The sequence below is a fragment of the Dyadobacter sp. LHD-138 genome (genome assembly GCF_030929615.1).
GTDB lineage: Bacteria > Bacteroidota > Bacteroidia > Cytophagales > Spirosomataceae > Dyadobacter.
This window is the reverse complement of sequence record NZ_JAVFVU010000018.1, coordinates 38,379-61,478: the sequence shown is the minus strand read 5'-3', so window position 1 is coordinate 61,478 and position 23,100 is coordinate 38,379. Positions and strand designations below refer to the sequence as shown.

Below are 23,100 nucleotides of genomic sequence, written 5' to 3'. Positions count from 1 at the left end.
TTCATTTATTATTCCTACTTAAATATTTCTTATACAAAGAATCCTCGGATCCAAGATACTGTTTTGCCCCTTCTTCATCTTTGTAACCAAAGCGCAAAGTCTGATAGGTGTTGGGATAGGAATCGTATGCATATACCCTATACGTATCGCGTTTTCCAAGGTAAAAATTCGCTAAGATATTGTCTCTTAGCAAAGGGCTTTTAACCAAAATTCCGTTGAGAAATAAAAAAGACATTAACGAAAAAGCAATAAAAAACGACCTCTTTTGCCCCCATTGACCGGTCCTGATGTTTGTATCCAACCCTCTCAGGATACAAACAACCAATATTATACAAAGTGGAATGGATCCTCTGAAAAATAAATCACTATAAATCCCCATCCGATACTGGGATAATAAAAATATCCCGGTAAATATTAAATGAATAAACCAGGCTGGAAAATAGTTTTTATTTAACGAAAATACGACCACATAAAACATCGCAAGATCCACCATAATACCAGTGAGATAACCTATCATGACAGGCTGGATTGCGCCAAAACTCCACAAAAAACCTTTTGTTACAATAGACTGAGAAGATAAGAAATAGACAAATGCGGGGGTAAACAACAGCCCGGGAAGTAAATACCAATGGAGAATGTTTTTTAAATTTAATTGCTCAATATCTCTCTTGAAAAAATATTTATTGACCACTAGCGCAGCATAAAGCAGTACCAGGACCATAGCGGGAAAAACGCCCCATATAAACGCAAGGGTAATAACAAAAAAACTCTCTTCCTCCTTTTTTCTGCATACCAAGTCATGCACTACTATTCCGCAAACAATGACGGCAGGAATTACCTGGTTCGGCGCATAAATGCTTTGTTCAAAAACTGATCTGATGGAAGGATTATATATCGGAAGATTGATATTGCCGGCGCCTAATTTATTAAACACAAGAATAATCAGCTGCCCGATACCTCGTATAAATAAAAAAACGACAAGCAGCGATTTGTTCTTGTTAATGAGAACATAAATCCATGACAGCCCCAGAAAAAATCCAAAACAGGTCCACAAAACCCAGACCATTGGTAATAAGTGCCCGGACCATTTACTAATAAACGATGGGACTAGATAATATCCAAAATAGTAGCACGCATACCGATCAACATCTTTAAAATAAAGCGGCCAGTCATTTTTATATAAATCGTAGAACTTTGCCTGATGTGCAAGCCAATCCATTGACTGCGTACTCAATCCATGGATACCACAAAAGAAAGTCCATAACAACGCAAGCAAAAGAACAAACAGCATGTCTTTTAGTGACAGCTTTTCATTCCTGTCCTTTTTCGTACATTCGATCATGAACAGATAGAGGAATCCCATAATTAAAAAGATCGCGTGGGCTTGCCGAAACCATCCAAGGCTAAATAATAAATTGGGCAGCAGCAAGTATGTAATACTACATTTACGTAAGAGAGCTGTGTGCATATAGTAAAAAAGACGTATCTATTATTCCAAAAATACAAAATGAATTCCTTAACTGATTACTTAATTTCTGCGCCCCTTTCTGCGCTGCTGACAATCATTTCCGGATTAAGTATGGCGTTATTTTTTGATTATGTAGGCAGAAAAATTTTCAAAAATGACACGGCAATATTCCGTGCGATGTATTTTTTCACCGGATTGCTATTAATTAGCTGGCTGATCTGGATCGTTTGCTTACTTCAAATTGCTTCCATAATACTTTTTAAGAGTCTGCTTTGGGGTATCATCGCGTCAGCATTTTATCTTGTAATTACACAAAAAACCTTATCCTTTTTCAATAAGCCGGACCGTCCGTTTTTAAATGGAACGAAATCAAAATATCTTGATTTCTATCTGTTTTGCATACTACTTTTTATTTCCTCCTGCTTTTCGATACTCGGTTTAACTGTACCCACGGATTCTGATTCTTTAAGTTATCATCTCGCCGTGCCAGTGGAAATTCTTAAAAACGGAAGCTTACTCTTTAATAAGGATAATCTTCATTTTCGGATGCTTGGGTTCGGCGAAATGTTGAATCTGTTGGGATTGGCCAATGGTTGTCCGCAAATCGGTGGCTTTATCCAGTGCATTGCATTGCTTCATGTATTCAATGCGAGTGCCAGCGTCATCACTTCATCACAAAGACTAAACTTGATAACCTTATACCTGTCCATTCCAACTTTATTATTCCTGGTACCCAATCAAAAACATCAATTAACGGGTATCCTTGCTACATCTGCCTGCTTTCTATTCCTCACGCAGCCCATCATATTTACCTCCGCATCCCTGACATTATTCCTGTCCGTTATGTTTTTTGCAGCGGGAATAAAATATTCATTTCTTTTAAGTGCTGTCGCATTAATTATATTTCTGCTGCTGAAAACATCCAAGGCAATCACACCTGGCAAACTTATTTTTCATTTAACCTTGCTCGGTGCGATTGTTCTTTTACCGCAATTCATTTTAAAATGGTATTACTTTGGCGATCCTCTTTCGCCATTGCTGGAAAGGTTTTCCGTGCAAAAAGACCCGGTCATTGTAAAGCTGCACACATACATCAAAAACTACCGCGAATCGCCGTATCCATTTCCTCTTAACCTCATTCTTGTAACTTCCCTCGGGAGAATATCAACCGTTATCGGCATTGCCGCCATAATCCCTGTTCTATTATTATTTTCTCCCAAAAGATTCAAACGAGAACTTATCGCCATCATTTTTCTGATCGTCATGACCATAATCTTCGGACAAGTATCCGCACGATTTTTAATGGAACCCGTTTTTTGGTCTATTCCATTGTTTATGACCGTTTATGGCGATCATCGATATTTCAAATATCTCATCTTCACGGCACGGCTTCAATTGTTAATTATTTTACCCTTGGTACTGATCGGAATATACAATCTCGCACCGTCTGTCCTGACCAATACCCTGAGATATGAGGTTATGTTACGATCTTCCAATGGGTATGCAGAAAGTGTCTGGATAAATGACGTGTTGCCAGCCAACGCACGAATAGCCATTGCTGACAAATCCAGAGCGTTCTTACCCAGAGCCTATTTCCCCTGGGAATATTTATTCTTTTCAACTATGAGTGACAAAAAAGAAGCCATCCAACTGGATTACAAACTAAGGCATCAATATAAAACGGAGTATCTGATACTGCCAAAACAAGGTTTTGATGAAATCAAAAATAAATATGCGGGAACAATTGTAGCTGGGCCTAAAACATTTTATTTAGCAACAAGAAATCCACTAAATAGAACAAAATATGAAATGGTAATTTATAAAATGAAGTAGCGTGCGGACGTTTTTTACAGGACATATACAGGTAAGAGCAGGAAGGATGGTAAAGGTTATACTTACAAAGACATTGCACACCGCTTGCGTCGGATTTTGATCCGAGTGATCAAGGCTATGAAAACTGGGGGTCCGTCCGCGAATTGTATCATGGTAAATGATCACAATCAATGTTTTTCCTTCCTGTAAATCAGTAAGTCAACTTATTCACGTAAAAGGGCGATCAAACTATCGGATCGCCCTACTTTAGTATCTCATTACAGTAAATCCCAATTTACTGTAATATTTTCTGTACAATAACGGGTTGATCGTTTGCCTGAATACTTAGAAATAACAAACCTGAATTCAATTTTGTCATGTCGTCCTTGATTTGATTACTGCCCTTGGAAAGCCGTTTTCCCAGGCCCTTACCCGATTTCCCAGGATGTTAAATAAAGCAATATGTACGATGCGTTCCGTATCGGACACCAATTCATAAGAAATATCGTCTCCAACTAAAGTCTGGCAGTGCTGTAAAACCAGTGCAGATTGCGTATCAGGATTTTTGACAAATATCATTCTGCTAAAATTGACTTTCCCATCCATTTCTTCCATCCTGAGTTTGTAATAATACCCTCCAACGCTGTTGAAAATCCCATCATCTGTCAACTGGTAGCTAAACTGCTTCTTCCCCGTGTTGTTGGACAGAACCGTACCAATATCAGAAAACCCGGTTCCGGTTTCACTCCTTTCTACAGCATAAGATTTCATTTTTGTTTCATTCACTGTTTTCCACTCCAGTAAATTACTACTCCCGTTTTTTTTTCCCGAAAATGAAATCAGGTCAACCGGCAATGCTGTGTTAGTTTGACGAAAGACGACACCATAATCCTCCACCTGGCCTGCTACGGTATTATGGCACGCATGAGATGGATTAGACGTATCGGTAATGACCCGCAGTCGGAGTATTTTATTCTTAGTTACATTCGATGGCGTTGTAAATCGCAGCCATGGCCTGCTGGTTGCATCGTACGTAAGATGGCCAGCCCAGCCTCCATTAGAATTAACAACCCGCTCAGTAGTTTCATTGAAAAGGCCGTCATTGTCATAGTCAATATACACTTTTATCCGCTCAAAAATGGTTGGAGTGACGTCCTCATCGTAATTACCAATACTGGCGATTACGTCATATAACGTGTTTTCTTTCAATTCAGTAATTTGTGTACAGGACCTGTCCACGTACTTACTTCCATCCGAGGCAGCATTTCCGGACGAAAAATTAATCGAGTTTAAGGCAAAATATTTTAGTCCTGCATTACCAGGCGTACCACTTGGCAAAGAACAGGAAGCAGTATTAAGGGCCGGATTATTTACAATGACATAATCATCAGCAACCAGGCTCTTTATTCCACTCACCAGATTTACATCATACGCTCCTGCGGTCGAATAAGTTATTGCTGGCTTAGCCAATGTGGAAGAAGCTGGACTCCCCGATTGAAAAGTCCAGCTTCGGGTAGAACCATTGACAGTATTGTCCTTAAATTCCACGGTACCACCTACGCAAACGGCAGAAGGCATGGCAATAAAAGCAGGAGTTACCGTTCCGTTACAATTGCTTAAACAGCCATAGGTACCAAGGCGGCTATTTATATCGGTTTGTGAATCAGACGACCAGGCGCTTGTCACGTTTACGGTCGGAGCCATAATGGTAGACGAACCGGCTGCAACATCATGAGACGCATTAAAATTATGACCGATTTCGTGTGCTGTCAGTACAGTAAGGAGTGATACATCGGGTGAGAAATCTTGTAAGATATGGTACTTATTACTGTTACGACAAACGCTTCCAACCCAAGCCAGTCCTACCGTGGTTCCATCAAAATTCCGGTTGGTCCAGAATTGCCCAACGTCGAAAGTAACACTAAAATTCCCAGCTTCTCCCCAGGCAGCAAAAGCAGTCAAAACAGTGTTTGGATCCGTAGAAGTTGTATTGGACAATAGCGGATCGTTGGAATAAGCCATACTTCCATATTGCGTAACAATACTAAACTCAATGTTATCCTGAAATTCATGTCTGTAAAGCACTGCCACATTATTCATTACCGCAATATTGTGATTAAACACGGCTGCTGTACTTCCAAATTTTGTAAACATGCTCGCGTCAGATGCTATTGCCAGTTCAACCACTTTACAGCCGTTGGCTGAGGTTCTCATTCCCGAATTCGATTGAAGCAATTCTTCTGCCTTGTTTTTATCCTCCTCGACGCCGCACCGAAACGGTGTCCCATCGATCACATCCAGCGCGTCATACATCACCAGCACTTCATGGTCCGACTCCCCGTTGATGTATTGCGCCTGTTCAATATACCACGTATGCCCACCGTCTTTGATTACGGCTGAGAAAAAGCCATGATCAACAGTGAGTGAAATTTTTCCTTTTCCACCCTGTAAAGTACCGTCAAATGTTTTTACGGTTGAATTACTTCGCTTGCGTACGCCATTGCTTCCGGCAACCGTTTCAAAATAACCTGCGGAAAGTAAATTATTTTCGGCGAGCTCGAAGGTCCATCTGGGCTGCCCGGAAAACGCCAGTTCTATCTGGCCATTTGGTTCATTTTCTAACTTAAAAAAAATGTTTTCCAGATCGGCTTTGATCAATTGATGTTGTTTAAATTTTGCACGAAGATCGATTCCACTGGTAATTTTGGGAATATCAAAATCAATTCTCTTTTGTGTAAAAGCTGTAATAAGGAAGAATCCTAACAGGTAAATTTATTTCATAAGGAATGGAAATGTGTATAGAGGAGATAAAACTTGCTAAATCCATATACGTAATTGCAAGTTGCGTATATCGGTTTAGCGTAGAATAAAAAAATCAAATAAACAACTTGTACACGCTCGTGTAAAAAAAGCCAGTCTCAGATTGAGCGAAGTCAGATTATCACGGACATAGCATGTAACATACTGATCTATAACGCCTCCATTACCACGGCCTGCAATGCCGTGCAAACAGAATGCATACGGATGGTTTTCCGGGATATGTGCAGGGAACTGGAAAAAAGCCCAAAGACGGCCAACCGGTAACCCATAGTACGATTTTGAAGATTACGGTCCGGACTGCTTCCCATTGGCAGGAACTGAAATTTATAAAATGAGATAAATACAATTCGTCGGTGATTATAAAGATCCCCGGCGGATCATATAAAACGGATTCTTGACTTTTATCTGTTGTTTGTTCAAAATCAATGTAGCAGCGGTACGGCCCATCGTTTCGAAATCGGTGGTGATGACGGTTATGCCCAATAACTCTTTCAGCGTCGTTTCGTTAAAAGAAATTACCCCGATCTCCCGCCCCATAACATACGCAGACTGGCGGCATTTTTTTACGAGCTCTGCCAGATCATTTTCTTCTACCACAATATAGGTGGTTCCAGGCCGGATTATTTGGTCATTGATGCTTTCAATGACATCCAACTGTTTGTCGTAATTGATGCAGTAGTTACGAAAACCCCGTACAATTTCCATTGGATAATTACCATCACCAGGAAAAACCAGGACCAGTTTTTTATACTTATTCAGCAAATCATTGGCATCTTCGAGAGCCCCAAAAATATCTTTGTCAAAATTCTGATGAATACTCAAGGTTGGCTGGATCAGTTCCGGAATATCGCGGTCGAGTAAAACAAGCTGAGAAGATGGAATACTCCTGATTGTAGCCATATAATCTTCCTCTTCGGTCATATTAAAATGGGGCATGATCACGTAATGATTATATTTTCCCAGATTCTTCCCGATGATTTCCCTGAAACGGTCTACGCTGTAATGATGAATTTCAAGGTCCACAACAGCGTGCTCACCTAGCGCCTTGATAAACGAATAGTAAATGATCTTTTTATAGGAGCTCAGTTTATTAAAAACCAGCAAAATTTTATCCTTCTTGTCATTCCCCGACTGCACATAATATCCTTTTCCCTGCACAGAGGTAATGAAACCCAGATTTCTCAATTCCCGGTATGCCTTTTCAACGGTATCCCTTGCCAGCAGATAATCCACACTTAACTCACTGATGGAAGGAAGTTGGGTGCCCTTTTTCAAAACGCCTCTTTCAATGTCGGTCCGGATCGACTGCACAATTTGTTTGTATTTGGGCATCTTGCCCTCCGGGTCAAACTGCATCTGAAATGAGTCTACCTTTTCATGAAAATACACATCCTTAAAAACAAAGTTTTTCGTGCCAAGATTGGCGCGGGCAGTGGAATATCCGGTCATCATTTCCAACTATTTAATTGAACATTTTTAATAAAACACCCTTTTCACATCAGCAGGCAAATGTGAATAAGCAATGTATATTAGCCAATAAATAACCTGGAAAATACAATCTGCCCGACTATTTTAATGCAATCGTTATCGGGAACGTTGCCAAAATATATTTGAATTGAGATAATATTGTATAAAACGCCGACAATATCCTGAAATAGAAAATTTTAAGCGTCATAGAGACACGAAAGGTTATTAGATTATAACAGTAAAATCAGTTCTTACGGGAAGTGTTGAACGTAAATCTGACACCGAGATTCAGGTTTACAATTTCACGGGGAATATTGGTTTCAAGAATACTGATCGCCGGGGTAAAGCTCACAAATCCTTTAATTGTTTGAGAACCTGCACTGAACCTGAAAGAAGGTTCCCAATAAAACATCATGGAGCGGTTGGCAATTCGATTCACCGTTCGAAAGTCATAGTCATTCAGCATCGTAGCATTGTTCACATTGTAATCGATACCCGAAAACTTCGATCCTATGCTTAACTCAATACCCCTCCTTGGGTGTGTGAAACTCAGCGAGGGCTGAACAAAGAATTTATTCATTTGTAACCTGACGCGTTTATCGGCGCTGTACATCACTTTGTACTCGCCTTTCCCACCGCCGCCATAGAGCTCAAAAACCCAGTTTTGATTGTCTTCTAATTTATCAAAATACCCCAATCCCCCCTCGGCATACCAACTACTGGTCCTTTCATGTTCCGCATAATTTCCGTATTCCCCACGGCTATTGGTTACAGCGCCGTTGGCCATGATACCAATATGCGAGCCGAGCGCGTAAGCCGTTTGCAAATCAGCACCTCTCATCACCCATCCACCACCAAAACCCGCATCAACCCGCATATCGTTTCTTTCCCGTAAATTGGGTACATTACCTTTATTGGGCGCATAATAGTAGGGCGAGCAGCCATAAGTCAGCACGCTCAAACACACAATTATCCTTGTAAAAATCTTCATGGCTGAAAATAAATTAGACTTGATAGAGCAGTTTGTCCATCAAGTCTAATTTAATAATTTTTACAGATATAATACAAAATAATCAAATTTACTTTGTATTCTCGCGCTTGCTTAAAGTCACGATCTCATCTTTCGTACCAAGCCAAAAAGCGATTTTTTGCCTGTTCCAGGTATACGTCACGGCGACAGAATCTCCCCAGCTGATGATGGCAGGATACGAAAACTCATCTTCTTTTTTACCTGTTTGAATATCCAGTTTATCCGGCCAGGTTTTCCCATTGTCGAATGACAATCCCACAGATAGAGGTGAACGGGAGCCCCAGTTTTTGGCGTCCGGATTGTAAGCCAAAGCGAGCGTTCCGTCAGTCAGTTTGGTCAAGTCAATACCGCTGTTCGGATTCGGAAGTGATGTGGTATAAATCGGTGTCCAGGTTTTTCCATAGTCTTCAGAATCGCTTCGACCGATAATACCGCCTGTGGTCCTCACCAGCATATGCACTTTGCCCGGTTCCGTTTCCCATAACGTAGGCTGAATTGCCCCTTTTCCTTTGATTTGGTTGGTATCAATTTTAAAATAGGAAGAAGCTATCCAGGTTTTTCCCTTATCCTCACTCCGATCAACAAAAACCTCCCAGCGTTTTACTTCATTGGACGCACCCGCAAGCCAGGTTCCGTTAGAAAGTTCGATCAACTTATTTTTCACCGGGCCTCTTCCACCTTTATCACCTTTCACCAGTTCATACGCCTCCGACCAGGTACTGCCGCCATCGGTTGACTTTTTAACCCAGGTTTCCCATTGAGCTATTTCCTTTCCAACCTTGAAATAAAGATACACGACACCATCCGGAGCAAGTTGTAACACAGGGTTCCAGTGTGCATCTTCCCTGATTTTGGCCACTTCTATCGGCTCACTCCATTCCCCGGGTTTTCCTTTGGACAACCAAATGCCGACGTCCGGATCTTTTTCCTCCGTCCCGCCAAACCAGGCGACTAAAAACTGACCGTCTTTCAAACGCACCAGCGTTGAGGCGTGACATTGCGCAAAAGCACGTTTGTCCCCAAAAACAAAATCCGTAACGGGTTTAGCACTTTCCATATCCGACGTTCCTTCGGATTCCGTCTTTTTTTTGTTGCAGGCCAGTAAAACCACGAATGCAGAAGCGAAAAGCAAACGGCTACATAAATTGGTACTCATCATGATTAAGAGAAATTTGAATTATTCCGAATGTTACAAGTACCCGTTTTACAGGTAAAAAGGCTATTACGTCAAAACCTTTTTCAATTCTTCAATCACCACGGATGGAGATATTTCCTCGTACAGGATCTTATAAACGGAGGAAGTGATTGGTAATTCTACGTGCAGGGTTTTGTTCAGCTCGTAAATACTCTTGGTAGCATAATAACCTTCCGCGATCATCTTCATTTCCAGCTGGGCTGCTTTTACACGATATCCACGACCAATCATGTTGCCAAACAAACGATTTCTGCTGAATTGAGAATAGGCCGTTACCAACAAATCTCCCAGGTACGCGGAGGTGCTTAATTCTCTTTCGCGGGGGTCAAGTGCGGTTACAAACTGCCGGATTTCCTGCATGGCATTGGACACCATCACAGCCTGAAAATTATCACCATTCCCCAAACCATGTGTAATGCCGCAGGCGAGCGCTATGATATTCTTCATCACTGCCGCATATTCAACGCCATACAAATCGGCTAACGGGTGTGCCGTTACAAAACGACAGGTCATTAATTTGGAGAAATCCTCGGCACAAACAGCATCCGTAGAAGCGATGGTCAGATAGGATTGTTTTTCCAATGCAACTTCCTCGGCATGACAAGGACCAGCGATGACGGCCATATCCTTTAAAGGCACTTTAAATTTTTCGGAAACCCAATCCGTAACAAGGATATTCTCTTCGGGAATCATCCCTTTTATAGCCGATACGATCCGTTTTCCTTTTAAATGTGATTCATTCAGGTCGTGTAAAGATTCCTGAACAAAAGCGGCAGGGACGGCTAAGATCACAAAGTCGGCGCCCTTGACGGCTTCCCTTGTTTTCTCAAAAACCTTCACCTTTTTGGGAGACAGGTAAACGTCGCTCAGATAACTTGGATTGTGATGAAATTTACGGATATGGGCAATATCCTGGGCATTTCGTAACCACCAGCGAATCTGAATGTGAGGCTGTTCACACAAAATTTTAATCAGTGCCGTGGCCCAGCTTCCACCTCCGATAACGGCTATTTTAGTATTATTTAAAAAACTCATACAATACGTAGAATACAATGAATCCTCATACTAACAACTGAGGAATATTAGAAAGAAATCCGCTTCGGACATTTGTCAAAGCAAAATTCATTCCCAAAAGTAAGGTTTTCTTCTAACTCGGTCCTTATCCCGTTACAGCGCCAGCTTCATAATCTTTCCGGAAATGTAATCGGCCAAATAAACTTCCCCTTTGGGATCCTGCCCGAAAGTTGAAATCCTTGCACTGCTTTTCATCAGCAAAGTATTGCTTTTAACCTGATTTCCATCCAATTCAAGCGCCCAGACACGACCGCTGACATAATCTCCATAAATGTATTTTCCGATCAGATTTTTTATCACCTGACCTCTGTAAACATAACCGCCCGTTATGGAAACATCTCCGGCTGAACGGCCATAATCTAAAACCGGTTCAATAAGGCCCGTCCCGTCACAATTGGAAGATGGACTGTAACAATCCTTTCCCTCCTTGATTTTCCACCCATAATTCCCCCCTTTTACAATCAGGTTTATTTCTTCTTTTGCACCTTGTCCGACATCGGCGGCGAAAAATCGGTCTGATCCGGTATCAAAGCTCATCCGCCATGGATTTCTGAGACCATATGCATAAATCTCTTCTAAAAAACCTTCCCGATTCCCCACAAACGGGTTATCGGCCGGGATTCCATAGTTACCTTTTTGCGTTGAATTTACATCAACCCGTAATATTTTACCTAAATAAGCTTTCTTGCTTTGGCCATTGCCCTGCGGATCGCCCCCACTGCCTCCGTCGCCGGCTGCAATGTATAAATAACCATCTTTCCCGAATTGCAACGCTCCTCCGTTGTGATTGGAATAAGGTTGATTGTACCGCATTAAAATAGTTTCGCTGGACGCATCCGCGGTATTGCCACCGGGAGCTGTGGCTTTGTAACGCGCGATTACGGTTTGCAGCGGACTTCCTGTCGTGTAGTTGACATAGAAATATCCATTGGTTTTAAAATCAGGGTGAAAAGTGAGTCCTAGTAACCCCATTTCTCCACCCGAACTCACTTTGTTCTTAATATCAAGAAATGTGGAACTACTGGACGCGGCGCCGTTATTGTCAAATACCCTGATCACACCGGCCTGTTCAACTACGAAAATTCTGTTGGAGGCATCGCCGGCATGCTGAATATCTACCGGTGAGCTAAATGTTAATGAAGGAAAGGCTTCTACCAGCTTAACCCTGTCATCTGTCCCGGTAGTAACTTCTTCTTTTTCCTTATCCGAGGAAGAGCAGCCAATAGCCAGGCTCAGGAACGCAAACAAGAGTGGTATCCGTATGTTTCTCATATAGTTGCTTTTTATTATCTAACGACATGAGAGTCAATTTGTTTTTCTATTGTTGCAGGAAGCCAGAGAAGCCGTTAACACCGATTTACAATCCGTGTTTCTTGGTTTAGCGTTTGTAACGCGATTTTATCTTCACACACGTTACAACCGCTAAACCATATGCACCCCGATTGCAAATCTGGGCGAGTCTTAAAACGTTAATTCAAATGGTTCCAGATCACATCATAAACATCCACTGCTTCAATTTCCTTGGTCACAGCTTCGTCCGTCACAAGAATCGGGAAATATTCGTGTGGTACATTCACACTGCCATGTGACCCTTTTACCAGCGTTGCATCCAGTGGAATAACATCCATCAGATACCGGAAGCCCAATAATTTACGTCCCAGTTTATAACCAGCACGCAGCTTAATAAATGGATTTTTCGGATCCATGAACATTTCAACCGGATCATAACCTGGCTTCTTGAAAATCTCTACCAGATGAGCGAAATCTGGTGCCTTGGCATCGTCAAGCCAGTAATAGTAGGTAAACCAGCTATCCGGTTTGGCAACGACAACGATATCTCCGGAACGATCGTGATCCAGGTGATAGGCTTTTTGCTGTTCCTTATCAAGCACAAGATCAATACCCGGCGTCGCCTTCAGAATCTTCACAACCTGCTCTTTCACCGTCGGATCATTCAGATAAACATGCGCGATCTGATGATCAGAGGCGGCAAAAGCTTTGGAAGCCCCTGCATCCAGCAGCTCATACCAACGCTCGGTCCGCACGGAAATCAACCCTTCGTTCCGCAGGATCCTGTTAATATCAATCGGGTTGCTGACCGGATTAATTCCGTATTCGGACAACAATATGATTTTGGCATTTTTCGCTTCGTAAAAAGTAACCAGGTCCTCCACGACTTTATCAATTTCTCCTAATTCCTTGCTGATTTTAGAAAAGTCGGGACCGAATTTTTGCAGACAATAATCCAGGTGCGGCAGGTAGATAAGCGTTAATGTAGGATTATGTTTTTCTTCCACATACATGGAAGCGTCGGCAATCCATCGTGTGGATTTAATATTGGCATTAGGCCCCCAAAAACTGAACAGCGGAAACTGACCCAGCTTTTCCTGAAGCTCATCCCGCAAATCGGGGGGATAAGCGTAACAGTCCGGTGCTTTCACGCCATCCGCGTGATATTGCGGTCTTGGTGTTACGGAAAAATCAGCGGTAGCATACATGTTATACCACCAGAACATTTTGGAGCACGTGAATGTAGGATCTGCTTTCTTTGCCGCATCCCAGATTTTATCGGCCTGAACCAGTTTATTTGATTGCTTCCAGAATTTGATCTCGGAATCGTCTTTATCATACCATCCATTGCCGACAATGCCATGGTCAACCGGCCATTTTCCCGTAACATACGTACTTTGTGAAGTAGTCGTTACGGCAGGGAGAACCGGTTTTATAGTGGTAAGATGACGTTTTTCAATATATTTTTTCAAAAAAGGCGTATGCGCTCCGATCAAATTAGCACTAAGCGCAACGATATCTATGACAACGGTTTTCTTCATTTCATTTTACCTTAAAAATTATTCCCGGAAGTGATGAATAGATAAATTTTCACCCAGTCACAGGAGGCTCCTAAAGGAGCCGGTAATTATATGAGTCTCAATTATTTTCTATAAACAGGGAGCTCCTCAAGGAGCTAGAAGATGAAAATTAAACTCTCCATTATCACTATAAACAGGAAGCTATTCAAGGAGCTAAAAGCCAAAAATCCTCAATCCTCAATTCCCAACATTAACCATTAATAATTCCCTTCACCCACTCCATTTCACGTACAATGGATTCACCGATTGGTTTTTGCATATCCTCGGGCAAAACACCCCAGGTATAAGTCTCCACTTCCAGACAAGGAGCAAAAGGTTTTTCTTTGTGGATTGCCAGTGTTTTCACGATTGCATCCCGGGTAGAATCCAGCGCGCCGTATGACGCAATAAAAAGCGGCACGTGAAAGTGGACGCGCCATTCCTTTTGTTCGCCTTCCTGATAATCTGCCAATGCCTCCGGAATATCAGGATAGTATTTTTTACCGCCGTCAGCCGTTTGGGCTACAACCTGGTGTAAATAAACCGGCTCATCAAACGCTTTAATCGCTTCGTATTTTACCTGAGGATCTTTTGAAAAATCTACCTTTAATGCCGAGCTTACCTGGATACGACCTACCTTGATCCCAACCTCATTGATTCGTTTCAGGATATCTCCCGGCTCTTCGAAGGCAACAGCGGCGTGACAAATATCATAGCAAAGACGGATGTAATGTAAAACCGTTTCCTTACCCTGTTCAGCAGAATAACCGTATTTTTCTTTCAAATAGGCAATACCTGCCGGCAGAAGATCATCCCGGTACCAGTTTACAAAATCCACGGTGTTGTCCAAAATCCCATCCGGTTCCGGCTCGATGTGCAGATGCATCACTTTACCCGACTCCTTTTCGATGGTGATCAGGTGGTCGATAATCGCAAGAATATGTTTCGTTGCAATATCAATCGTATTTCGCTTTGCTTCCTCGGTTTTCCACCAAAGCCGGTACGACAAAGGTGGCGTTGAAACACCGCCTTCGGTATCTACCGGCAGAATTTGGGATAAAATTGTAAAAAGACGTTTGGTATATTCCACACGATCCGCGGTTGTCCAGTCGGGTGTGTGCACATCGTCCTTCACACGTGTGGCATGAAAACCGCCGTAAGGAAAACCGTTGATCACGGTCACGTAAACATTCTGTTCGGCAAGCCAGTTTTTAAATTCGGCAAGGCGTTCGGGTTTACTTAGCTCAATGGATGCCTCATTGGCAATCCGGAGCCCCAGCGCAAACGGTTGCCCCGGTGCGAGTTGCTGCCGTATGTAGGGAATATTTTCCTGTAAAGCTTTAAAATGATCATCCCATTTTTCGCCGGGATGGATATTGCTGCAATAGGTTAAGTGACCGTAAGGGGTGATCATGATGCGCGGAAAATCTGGTTTAGGAATTTATTAAACGATACTTCATTCAAAACATCTTAACCTTCGGTCAAAACCTTTCTTTCTGAAATATATCTTTCAAGAATGTCCACCGATTCAGCGATGATATCGGCATCCATTTCATGCACTTCCACTCCTTTTCCTATTTTTTCCAAAAGCATAATGGTCAGACGACCGCCCAAATGTTCACGGAATTCCTGTAAACCATTGCGCAGATTAATTTTATCGTTTTCAGCCAGTTTGGCATGATATAATTCAAAACCCAGCTTAACCAGTATGTTATAAATTCTTTCCAGATCCGCATCCGAAAGCATCCCGATTTTGTTTGCATAAACGCAGTCGAGTGCAATACCGATCGCAACGGCTTCTCCGTGGCGCACTTCAAAATCAGTCAGATATTCCAGTTTATGTGCTGCCCAGTGGCCAAAATCCAACGGACGGGAAGAGCCAAACTCAAAAGGATCACCACTTCCGATATGCTCGGTATGCATTTCTGCACAACGGTGAATCAGGTATGACATCGTGACTTCATCCCGTTGTGCCAGCGCCAGAGCGTTTTCTTCGATCCACTCGAAAAATGTTTTATCCTTAATTAAAGCCACCTTTATGGCTTCTGAAATTCCGGCGCGCCAGTCACGGTCGTCCAGTGTTTTCAGATAAGTCAGATCATTAAATACGGCCACAGGTGGTGCAAATGTGCCCAGGAAGTTTTTCTTGCCATGGAAATTGATACCATTTTTAACCCCGACACCCGAATCGTTCTGAGACAAAACTGTCGTTGGGATACGGATCAGTTTAATACCTCTGTGCGAAACCGCGGCGGCATAACCAACCAAATCCAGAACCGCTCCGCCCCCGATACCAATGACAAAAGAATGACGGTCGATACCATAAGTATCCACGGCCTGAGCCAGTTTTTCGAACAAGGCCGGATCATTTTTTGAAGCTTCACCACCGGGAACAACAATAATATCCTGCGCAAGCTGAATATGTTTTACCTGCGAAACAAAGTAACTTTTAATCGTATCTGCCAGGTCCGGATGATACGAAAGAAACCCTCCATCCACCACAATCAATACTTTCCGCTGAAAACCCTGTTCCGCATAAGTACTGAAAAAATCACTCAGCTGGGTATTGGTTGTGTCAAAAAGATTATTGGTAAAAAAAATAGAATAATTGTATTCTACCTGAAAGCGTTGTTGTATCGTTTGCATCTTAAAAAACAATAATATCTTTATATTTTATGTTACCGCGAAAACGCGTGCTAAAAGTATTGATAATGGCAATAAAGCCAACACTGCCAGTGCAATCGGCCAAAAACCAAAAGCTACACACCAGGAAGCATTCATTACAATTAATGACAAAACGCCAGCCTTTACTGCCTTACCAATCAACGGTCCGATTGGATTTTGAATGGCATTATACAAAGGCCGGCCGATAAGCCAGGCATGTAAAAGAACGAAAGGAAGTGCAAAAAGAATATTTCCCTGCGACTGCGCAATGGCAAGCTGTGCGGCTAAAACCACCAGATATAAAAAAACGGCGATATACAAAGTGCGTCTTTTCCCCCCATGCACCTCATCCTGACTGATCAGCGTGATCGCCGCGATGTAGGCAATCGGTAAAAGTGCCACAAAACTCCATTGCTGAAACGACTCGGGCAAAACACTCATACCCAGCAGTAAATTACCGCCCCGGCACATCCCCATTGTTAAGGGTCCGAAAAAGACATGATGTTTTGCAAACCGGTTGTAAAGCACCGTCAAAGCCGCAACCACAACCGCGATCATCCCGCTTTGGAAACTGAAAAGTGCAGCGGCCAAAACACCGGCAAACAACAGCGTCATACCCAGCATCGTGGCCGATTGCAACGATACTTTTCCACTCGGGATCGGACGCTCGGGTCTCTCCACGGCATCCAGTTTGGCATCGAAAACGTCATTCATCACAACACCGCCTCCGTATAACCCCAACGTAGAAATGACGAGCAATGCCGGATTAAAGTCTGAAAAGGTAAACTGTGCGATGGCCATACCGGCTAAAATATCGGCAATGGCCGTCACCAGATTGGCTGGCCGTGTTAATTGTAAATAGGGTTTTAATGTACTCACTGCTATTGGATTACCAGGGAATCTTTGGCAACGTCAGGTTGCTGTCCTCCGCGTAAGATTGAATTACCATGAAATTTTTCTGTTTTTTCAACAGAGAGTCCGCTTTCAAAATCGGAAACATCAATTTGTCCGCTTTTCCCAAATGCATCAATCGCATTCTGATACGTTACCATACGAATCGTTTCATCGGAAATACCTCTCATTTTCATCAGCGCAGCGGTTTTCGGAAGTGCAAGCGGATCAGAAATCCCCCAGTCAGCCGCCGAATTAACCATAATACGCTCCGGTCCGTATTGTTCAACCACTTTTACCATACGTTCATTACCCATTTTTGTAAACGGATAAATGGTAAAAGCCGCATAAAAGCCCTGATCCAGCACGCTCTTAACCGTTTCTTCATTATTATGGTCGACAGTAACCCAGGACGGATCCAGGCCATGCTCCAGGGCAATAGCCATGCTGCGTTCCGTTCCACGTTTTTTATCCCGGTGCGGGGTATGAATCTGTACGGGAAGTTTTGCTTCTTTGGCCAGTTCCAACTGCAGGCGATAATACTTTTCCTCCGCTGGTGTCTGGTCATCAAAACCGATTTCACCGATACCAACAACACCTTCCTTGTAAATATATAATGGCAAAATTTCCATCACCTGCTCCGCAAGCGGTTCGTTATTGGCCTCACGGGAATTTAAACCCATGGTGCAATAATGTTTGATCCCAAACTGAGAAGAACGGAAACGCTCCCACCCTACCAGGCTGCTGTAATAATCTTTAAAGCTTGAAAGTCCGGTACGCGGTTGTCCAACCCAGAACGAAGGCTCGATCAAAGCAACGATACCCGCCTGACGCATGGCCTGATAATCGTCTGTAGTACGTGAAACCATGTGGATATGCGGGTCAAAAAAACGCATTCCCTTAATCAGTTCATTGTATTCACTCCATGCCATGTCAATATGAGCAGGAGAATTTGCCAGTCCGTCGCCCCCTTCAAAATGTGATGGATTGGGCGCGCTACTATCTTTGCAATGTTGGCACATAAGTATTTAAGTCAGTAAATTCAAGATTGGACCAGGTCAGGGCCCCTTCTGTAATCGATTTTTCAAATTCAGGATAACCTGATAATAGTGTTTTTGCTGGCGCATATTCTGAATCAAAACACACCAAAGCCGCAGCCTCGTGATTGTAAAGATGCGGTGTATGAAACAAATGCGCCACGTCAGCTAAAAGCGTGTCGTTCATATATTTACTCACCAAACGCCATACATTGGGCGCTACCGAACGACCGGCAGCCCAGCGTTCATGTGCAAAATCAGAAAGAATAAGTGCCAGTTTTTCGTTCTGCCTTTCTTCTAATCCTGTAATAAAATGGACGGGTTTATCATTGAAAATCGTTTTCATCACCAGTTGGTTCCAGGCCAGCTCGCTGAAATACCTGGCAGGATAAGGGTTGTGCAGCGCAATCGCATCAAATACAAAACCCATATTGGAACGAACGGCATCCGTAGCCCTGAACAGCCACTGCTCCGGAAAATCCAGCACAGGGAGCGCCGAATAAAGTGCTACCAGCTCGTTCATCTCCGCCGTATCAAAAAGCGTTTCAATATTTTTGACATAAATAGCCTGATCCGAACCATTCATCTTTGTGAGCAGCCAAACCCGGGCTACCCGCACCAAACTCCATCCATTCACGGAAAAACCAGGAACGATTTCACTCAGTGATTGCTCCTGAGCCAGTTCAATATTGACAATTTTCTTTGGTAAAAATCTGGGAGAAGCCACAAAGGCCGTCATTAACGCAATGGGCGAACCGTTTCCTTTCTGCGTCAGCCAATCTGCTTCTGTTTCGGATACATTCTGGCTGATAACCTCCCAGAGCGTTGTATTTATTAAGTAGGACATAATGATTCAAAAAATGGACTCAATTTAACACAAATTTTTGCCTTAAATTGTTTTAGGAAACTGGGTTTATGGTTTTGTATTTTTTAAACACTAATTTATGAACACTGGTTTATCGAAAACGTTATTTATTTCCTGATTTATATCACTTTATATACGGGCATTAAAAATACACTTCAATTCAGCAACCAATAGTTACTAAAAATCAAATTCTACAATATCTTTATCCTCCAAAAGATACTCGGTTAATTTTCCGTGCATTTCCTGAGATCCCTGTAACAACCAACTACCCGTAATATGACTTCCGGAACGATTCTGCTCTGCGCCTAAAACGGTCAGCCCAAAACTCTTGAAAAGTCCTTCATAATCTTTTAATGTTCTTTTCTGATAAATGCACATCAACCGGTAGCTCTTGATCTGATTCTTGTTGCGGATCCACTGCTGAATGGGTGTCAATACGACAAGAGACATTCCCGCTATTAAAAATGAGTACAGTGCAACCAAATAATATCCCGCGCCAATGGACATGCCCAACGCTGCCGTTACCCAGACAATCGCAGCCGTTGTAATCCCTACCACCCGGTTGTTCTCACGGAATATAATTCCTGCGCCAATGAACCCTATCCCCGTTACAATATTGGCTGCAATACGCCCGGCGTCTCCACTCATCCTGACGGATACCAGCGTGAAAAGTGTGGAACCGACTGCAATTAAAATCATCGTCCTCAACCCGGCAGACTTGCTACGATATTCTCTTTCGGCACCAATAATGGCCCCGAGAAGAAAAGAAAAAAGCAGCTTGTAAAGGTCTTCGGTATGAAATTCCATCAGCTATTAAATCATGCATTTATTGAATGAAAAGCCGGAAGAGTATAAAATCTCCCGGCTCTAATAACCTTCAAATTTAAATATTATTACGTATTCATCAATTCTTCAATTTCTTCGGCTTCGATCGGTATGTGTCCCATCAGGTCAATATTGCCATCTGCGGTGATCAGAATATTATTTTCCAGTCTTATCCCCAACCCTTCTTCACGAATATAAATTCCCGGTTCGCAGGTAAACACCATACCCGGCTCAAAGCGGCGATACTTATTGCCTACATCGTGGATATCAAGCCCGAGGAAATGAGAATTTCCATGCGGAAAATACTTCTTGTACGCGGGTAACTCCGGATCCTGTTTTTCAATATCATGTTTGGTAATTAAACCCAGCCCCAGCAACTCACTTTCCATGATCTTGCCCACTTCCACATGATATTCATCCCAAAGACCACCGGTCACCAACATGCTTTTGGATGCTTTAAAAACCCTCAGGACAGCATCATAAACGTCCCGCTGCCTTTTTGTAAAACGGCCATTCACGGGAATACTCCTGGAAAGATCCGAGCCATAATTGGCATATTCGGCTGCTACATCCAGCAATATCACATCACCATCCTGACAAGGTTTGTCATTCTGGATATAGTGCAATACGCAGGCATTGGCTCCGGACGCTATAATGGGCTGGTAAGCAAATCCTCTGGAACGGTTTCTGACAAATTCATGCAGTAATTCGGCTTCAATCTCAAATTCCTGCACGCCGGGTTTTACAAATTTGAGCAACCGTTCGAAGCCCAGTTTTGTAATATCGCAGGCCTTTTGCATCAAAGCAATTTCCTGAGGCTGCTTCACCGCCCGGAGCTGGTGCATCAGCGGTGCTAGTCTCGCTAGTTGGTGCAGTGGATACTTTTCTTTGAAATCTGCAATAAAACGTGTGTCGCGGGTGATCACCGGTGAGTCGTTCCGGGTGTGTTCATTGGTATTGAGATATACATTTTCGGCCTCAAAAACGATGTTTCGGAAAACCGTTTCGTATTGGTGCGTCCAGTAAACCGTCTGAATACCGGAAACGTCACGCGCTTGTTCTTTGGATAACTTTTCACCCTCCCACACCGCAATCAGCTCGTTGGTTTCACGGACAAACAATACCTCTCTGAGCTTCTCATCCGGGTGCTGTGGAGAGATTAATAATATTGTTTCTTCCTGATCAACGCCCGTTAAATAAAAAAGGTCCGTGTTCTGACAAAAACCCATTGAACCGTCCGCATTCGTCGGCATAATATCGTTGGAATTTAAAATAGCCAATGATTTGAGTGTCAGCAAACCGGCAAGCCGGCGTCGGTTTTCAACAAAGAGATTTTTATCTATGGACGAATAACGCATAAAATCTAAGTTTTGTAACTGGTAATTAAATTTGTAAAATTACGTTTTACTTCTTTAATATTATATCATAAAGAAGGGAAGTTGTACGTTAGAAAGTTCAGAAAGTCTACGATTTTCTGAACACAAAATTATTAAGTAGTTTCAAAAGCAGGATTCCTACCAAATTTTAAATATTCGATGAAGCGATTTTTTTTACTGGCGTTTTTATGTATCCCCGCCTTGCTTTCTGCGCAGCCTAAGTACTGGATATATCTGAAAGATAAAAATTCATCCAATGCCCCCGCCGTTTCACAGACAACGCTGGAAAACCGTCAGAAATTTGGCAATCCTTCCTCAGATGACACCGACCTGCCCGTTCGTGAAGATTACCAGAAACAACTTAAGGAAAATTCGGTAAACATCGTCAACCGCTCCAAATGGCTCAATGCAGTTTCTGCGGTAATGAATTATGACCAGGCGGAAAAGGTTCGCCAGCTGAATTTCGTTAAGGAAGTAATTCCGATGACCTCAGGTTTTTTCATTGCACAAACCAGGCCGACCGAGAAAGCGCAGATGGCGCAGGTGATGTCGCAGGTTCAGGCCAATGCGTTCCAAAAAGCCGGTATTAATGGAAAAGATGTTACAATCGGCGTTATTGACGCGGGTTTTTACGGAGCTGATTCTTCACTCGCACTTCAGCATATTTTTGCTAACAAAAGAATTTTAGGCATTCATGACTATGTAAAACCGGGCAGACCAGGCAATATGCTTTTCAGCACGGCCGAGTCATTTTCGGATATGCATGGAACGGAGGTATTATCTGCCATTTCGGGGATTGACAACCAGGATCAGATGCAGTACGGTTTGGCATTAAATTCCAAATTTTATCTGGCGCGTACCGATTATTCCCTGCGTGAATGGCGTGGCGAGGAAGATAACTGGATCGCCGCAATGGAGTGGATGGACAGCCTTGGCGTTCGTTTGATCAATACTTCACTGGGTTATGCCAAAGGCTTCTCTGACCCGAAAGAAAACTACAAACCCTCCCAAATGGACGGAAAAACCAGTGCAATTACCCGTGCTGCGCAAATCGCCTCCGATAGAAAAGGAATCATGATCGTTGTTTCCGCCGGTAACGAAGGCGAGGACAAGAGCTGGGGCATTATCTCTGCTCCTGCTGATGCCCAGGGTGTGCTTTCCATTGGCGCAACCAATGCAAAACTATGGAACCGGATCGGTTACAGCAGTGTCGGACCCGAATTTTTATCCTATGTCAAGCCCAACGTTTCCTGTTTTTCCCTGTACGGGACATCGCTTTCCGCACCCGTTATCACCGGTTTTGCGGCTTGTCTGATGCAGGCAAATCCAAAACTTAACAACAAAGAACTGATTGAGCTGATCGAAAAATCGGCACATTTATATCCTTACGGAAATAATTTTGTGGGCTACGGCGTGCCACTGGCTTCTCGTGCACTGGCACTGGCCAAAGCACCATACCTTCCAAATTATTCAAAGCTGATCACGGCCAAAGGTCGTAACTGCGAGGTGGATGTTACGACGGATGAAAACCTCGTGGCCATTTACAGAAAGAAAAATAGCAAGGACGTATTGTCACAGCAAACTGCAAAAGTTCAAAATGGCAAAATATCGTTAAGACGACAAAATGGCGAACATTTCACGACAATTGATTTGAAAGATTACGCCGTGGAAGTCCAGTGGAATTAATAATAACCTGATTCCAATACGCTAAAAAAGCCTTCAAAATG

17 protein-coding genes and 1 pseudogene are annotated in these 23,100 nt (G+C 42.9%); 3 read left to right on the top strand and 15 right to left on the bottom strand.

Going from position 1 to position 23,100, the window contains the following annotated elements:
- Position 1 precedes the first annotated feature (1 nt).
- Positions 2-1,363: a hypothetical protein gene (locus RB622_RS15060; RefSeq protein WP_308047394.1), complete on the bottom strand. Its 1,362-nt coding sequence runs from the start codon at positions 1,361-1,363 to the stop codon at positions 2-4.
- A gap of 144 nt (positions 1,364-1,507) precedes the next feature.
- Between RB622_RS15060 and RB622_RS15055 the strand changes: the two genes are divergently transcribed.
- Positions 1,508-3,301 carry a DUF1420 family protein gene (locus RB622_RS15055; protein WP_308047393.1) on the top strand — a complete coding sequence of 598 codons (1,794 nt, stop codon included), beginning with the start codon at positions 1,508-1,510 and terminating at the stop codon, positions 3,299-3,301.
- 354 nt (positions 3,302-3,655) lie between these two features.
- Here RB622_RS15055 and RB622_RS15050 read toward each other — a convergent pair whose 3' ends face one another.
- Complete coding sequence (locus tag RB622_RS15050; protein WP_308047392.1) at positions 3,656-5,938, bottom strand: M12 family metallo-peptidase; 2,283 nt, start codon at positions 5,936-5,938, stop codon at positions 3,656-3,658.
- Between the two features lie 356 nt (positions 5,939-6,294).
- Between RB622_RS15050 and RB622_RS30340 the strand changes: the two are divergent.
- Positions 6,295-6,440 (top strand): annotated as a pseudogene (locus RB622_RS30340) (glycoside hydrolase family 88 protein); the annotation flags it as partial.
- Between the two features lie 17 nt (positions 6,441-6,457).
- Here the strand turns inward: RB622_RS30340 and RB622_RS15045 are convergent.
- The 13 genes from RB622_RS15045 to RB622_RS14985 all read right to left on the bottom strand — a co-directional run bounded on the left by RB622_RS15045 (position 6,458) and on the right by RB622_RS14985 (position 21,355).
- The gene (locus RB622_RS15045; protein ID WP_409021490.1) at positions 6,458-7,552 is read right to left on the bottom strand and encodes a GntR family transcriptional regulator; all 1,095 of its coding nucleotides are present in this window, start codon (positions 7,550-7,552) and stop codon (positions 6,458-6,460) included.
- 259 nt (positions 7,553-7,811) lie between these two features.
- The gene (locus RB622_RS15040) at positions 7,812-8,558 is read right to left on the bottom strand and encodes a hypothetical protein (protein WP_308047391.1); all 747 of its coding nucleotides are present in this window, start codon (positions 8,556-8,558) and stop codon (positions 7,812-7,814) included.
- A gap of 88 nt (positions 8,559-8,646) precedes the next feature.
- Positions 8,647-9,756 (bottom strand): sialidase family protein, encoded by a 1,110-nt coding sequence (locus RB622_RS15035; RefSeq protein WP_308047390.1) that lies wholly within the window; start codon positions 9,754-9,756, stop codon positions 8,647-8,649.
- Positions 9,757-9,819: 63 nt separating this feature from the next.
- Positions 9,820-10,827, bottom strand: coding sequence for an NAD(P)H-dependent glycerol-3-phosphate dehydrogenase (locus RB622_RS15030; RefSeq protein WP_308047389.1), 1,008 nt, complete (start codon positions 10,825-10,827; stop codon positions 9,820-9,822).
- A gap of 132 nt (positions 10,828-10,959) precedes the next feature.
- Complete coding sequence (locus RB622_RS15025) at positions 10,960-12,138, bottom strand: PQQ-dependent sugar dehydrogenase (RefSeq protein ID WP_308047388.1); 1,179 nt, start codon at positions 12,136-12,138, stop codon at positions 10,960-10,962.
- Between the two features lie 197 nt (positions 12,139-12,335).
- Positions 12,336-13,697 (bottom strand): alkaline phosphatase family protein, encoded by a 1,362-nt coding sequence (locus RB622_RS15020; protein ID WP_308047387.1) that lies wholly within the window; start codon positions 13,695-13,697, stop codon positions 12,336-12,338.
- A 229-nt stretch (positions 13,698-13,926) separates the two neighbouring features.
- Positions 13,927-15,129: a metabolite traffic protein EboE gene (gene eboE, locus RB622_RS15015; RefSeq protein ID WP_308047386.1), complete on the bottom strand. Its 1,203-nt coding sequence runs from the start codon at positions 15,127-15,129 to the stop codon at positions 13,927-13,929.
- A 56-nt stretch (positions 15,130-15,185) separates the two neighbouring features.
- Positions 15,186-16,361 (bottom strand): 3-dehydroquinate synthase, encoded by a 1,176-nt coding sequence (locus RB622_RS15010; protein WP_308047385.1) that lies wholly within the window; start codon positions 16,359-16,361, stop codon positions 15,186-15,188.
- A 27-nt stretch (positions 16,362-16,388) separates the two neighbouring features.
- Positions 16,389-17,258 carry a UbiA-like protein EboC gene (gene eboC / locus RB622_RS15005; RefSeq protein WP_308047384.1) on the bottom strand — a complete coding sequence of 290 codons (870 nt, stop codon included), beginning with the start codon at positions 17,256-17,258 and terminating at the stop codon, positions 16,389-16,391.
- Between the two features lie 2 nt (positions 17,259-17,260).
- Positions 17,261-18,292, bottom strand: a complete 1,032-nt coding sequence (locus RB622_RS15000) for a TatD family hydrolase (protein ID WP_308047383.1) — start codon at positions 18,290-18,292, stop codon at positions 17,261-17,263.
- Entirely contained in the window at positions 18,270-19,154 is an 885-nt protein-coding gene (locus RB622_RS14995; protein ID WP_308047382.1) for an EboA domain-containing protein, read from the bottom strand. The genes RB622_RS15000 and RB622_RS14995 overlap by 23 nt, the downstream gene beginning before the upstream one ends.
- A 195-nt stretch (positions 19,155-19,349) precedes the next feature.
- On the bottom strand, positions 19,350-19,979 hold the full coding sequence (locus RB622_RS14990) for an MgtC/SapB family protein (protein WP_308047381.1): 630 nt from the start codon (positions 19,977-19,979) through the stop codon (positions 19,350-19,352).
- A gap of 86 nt (positions 19,980-20,065) precedes the next feature.
- The gene (locus RB622_RS14985) at positions 20,066-21,355 is read right to left on the bottom strand and encodes an aminopeptidase P family protein (RefSeq protein ID WP_308047380.1); all 1,290 of its coding nucleotides are present in this window, start codon (positions 21,353-21,355) and stop codon (positions 20,066-20,068) included.
- A 177-nt stretch (positions 21,356-21,532) separates the two neighbouring features.
- On the opposite strand from RB622_RS14985, the gene RB622_RS14980 reads away from it, so the two are divergent.
- Positions 21,533-23,059, top strand: coding sequence for a S8 family serine peptidase (locus tag RB622_RS14980; protein ID WP_308047379.1), 1,527 nt, complete (start codon positions 21,533-21,535; stop codon positions 23,057-23,059).
- The last annotated feature ends 41 nt before the right edge of the window (positions 23,060-23,100 follow it).

What these genes read in the sequence shown, in the direction of transcription:
- RB622_RS15010 (WP_308047385.1), bottom strand. Translation starts at nt 16,361, where the DNA reads ATGCAAACGATACAACAACGCTTTCAGGTAGAATACAATTATTCTATT.
- RB622_RS15030 (WP_308047389.1), bottom strand. Translation starts at nt 10,827, where the DNA reads ATGAGTTTTTTAAATAATACTAAAATAGCCGTTATCGGAGGTGGAAGC.
- RB622_RS15060 (WP_308047394.1), bottom strand. Translation starts at nt 1,363, where the DNA reads ATGGGATTCCTCTATCTGTTCATGATCGAATGTACGAAAAAGGACAGG.
- RB622_RS15025 (WP_308047388.1), bottom strand. Translation starts at nt 12,138, where the DNA reads ATGAGAAACATACGGATACCACTCTTGTTTGCGTTCCTGAGCCTGGCT.
- RB622_RS15045 (WP_409021490.1), bottom strand. Translation starts at nt 7,552, where the DNA reads ATGATGACCGGATATTCCACTGCCCGCGCCAATCTTGGCACGAAAAAC.
- eboE (WP_308047386.1), bottom strand. Translation starts at nt 15,129, where the DNA reads ATGATCACCCCTTACGGTCACTTAACCTATTGCAGCAATATCCATCCC.
- RB622_RS15020 (WP_308047387.1), bottom strand. Translation starts at nt 13,697, where the DNA reads ATGAAGAAAACCGTTGTCATAGATATCGTTGCGCTTAGTGCTAATTTG.
- RB622_RS15035 (WP_308047390.1), bottom strand. Translation starts at nt 9,756, where the DNA reads ATGATGAGTACCAATTTATGTAGCCGTTTGCTTTTCGCTTCTGCATTC.
- RB622_RS14980 (WP_308047379.1), top strand. Translation starts at nt 21,533, where the DNA reads ATGAAGCGATTTTTTTTACTGGCGTTTTTATGTATCCCCGCCTTGCTT.
- RB622_RS14995 (WP_308047382.1), bottom strand. Translation starts at nt 19,154, where the DNA reads ATGTCCTACTTAATAAATACAACGCTCTGGGAGGTTATCAGCCAGAAT.
- RB622_RS14985 (WP_308047380.1), bottom strand. Translation starts at nt 21,355, where the DNA reads ATGCGTTATTCGTCCATAGATAAAAATCTCTTTGTTGAAAACCGACGC.
- RB622_RS15040 (WP_308047391.1), bottom strand. Translation starts at nt 8,558, where the DNA reads ATGAAGATTTTTACAAGGATAATTGTGTGTTTGAGCGTGCTGACTTAT.
- RB622_RS15055 (WP_308047393.1), top strand. Translation starts at nt 1,508, where the DNA reads ATGAATTCCTTAACTGATTACTTAATTTCTGCGCCCCTTTCTGCGCTG.
- RB622_RS14990 (WP_308047381.1), bottom strand. Translation starts at nt 19,979, where the DNA reads ATGGAATTTCATACCGAAGACCTTTACAAGCTGCTTTTTTCTTTTCTT.
- RB622_RS15000 (WP_308047383.1), bottom strand. Translation starts at nt 18,292, where the DNA reads ATGTGCCAACATTGCAAAGATAGTAGCGCGCCCAATCCATCACATTTT.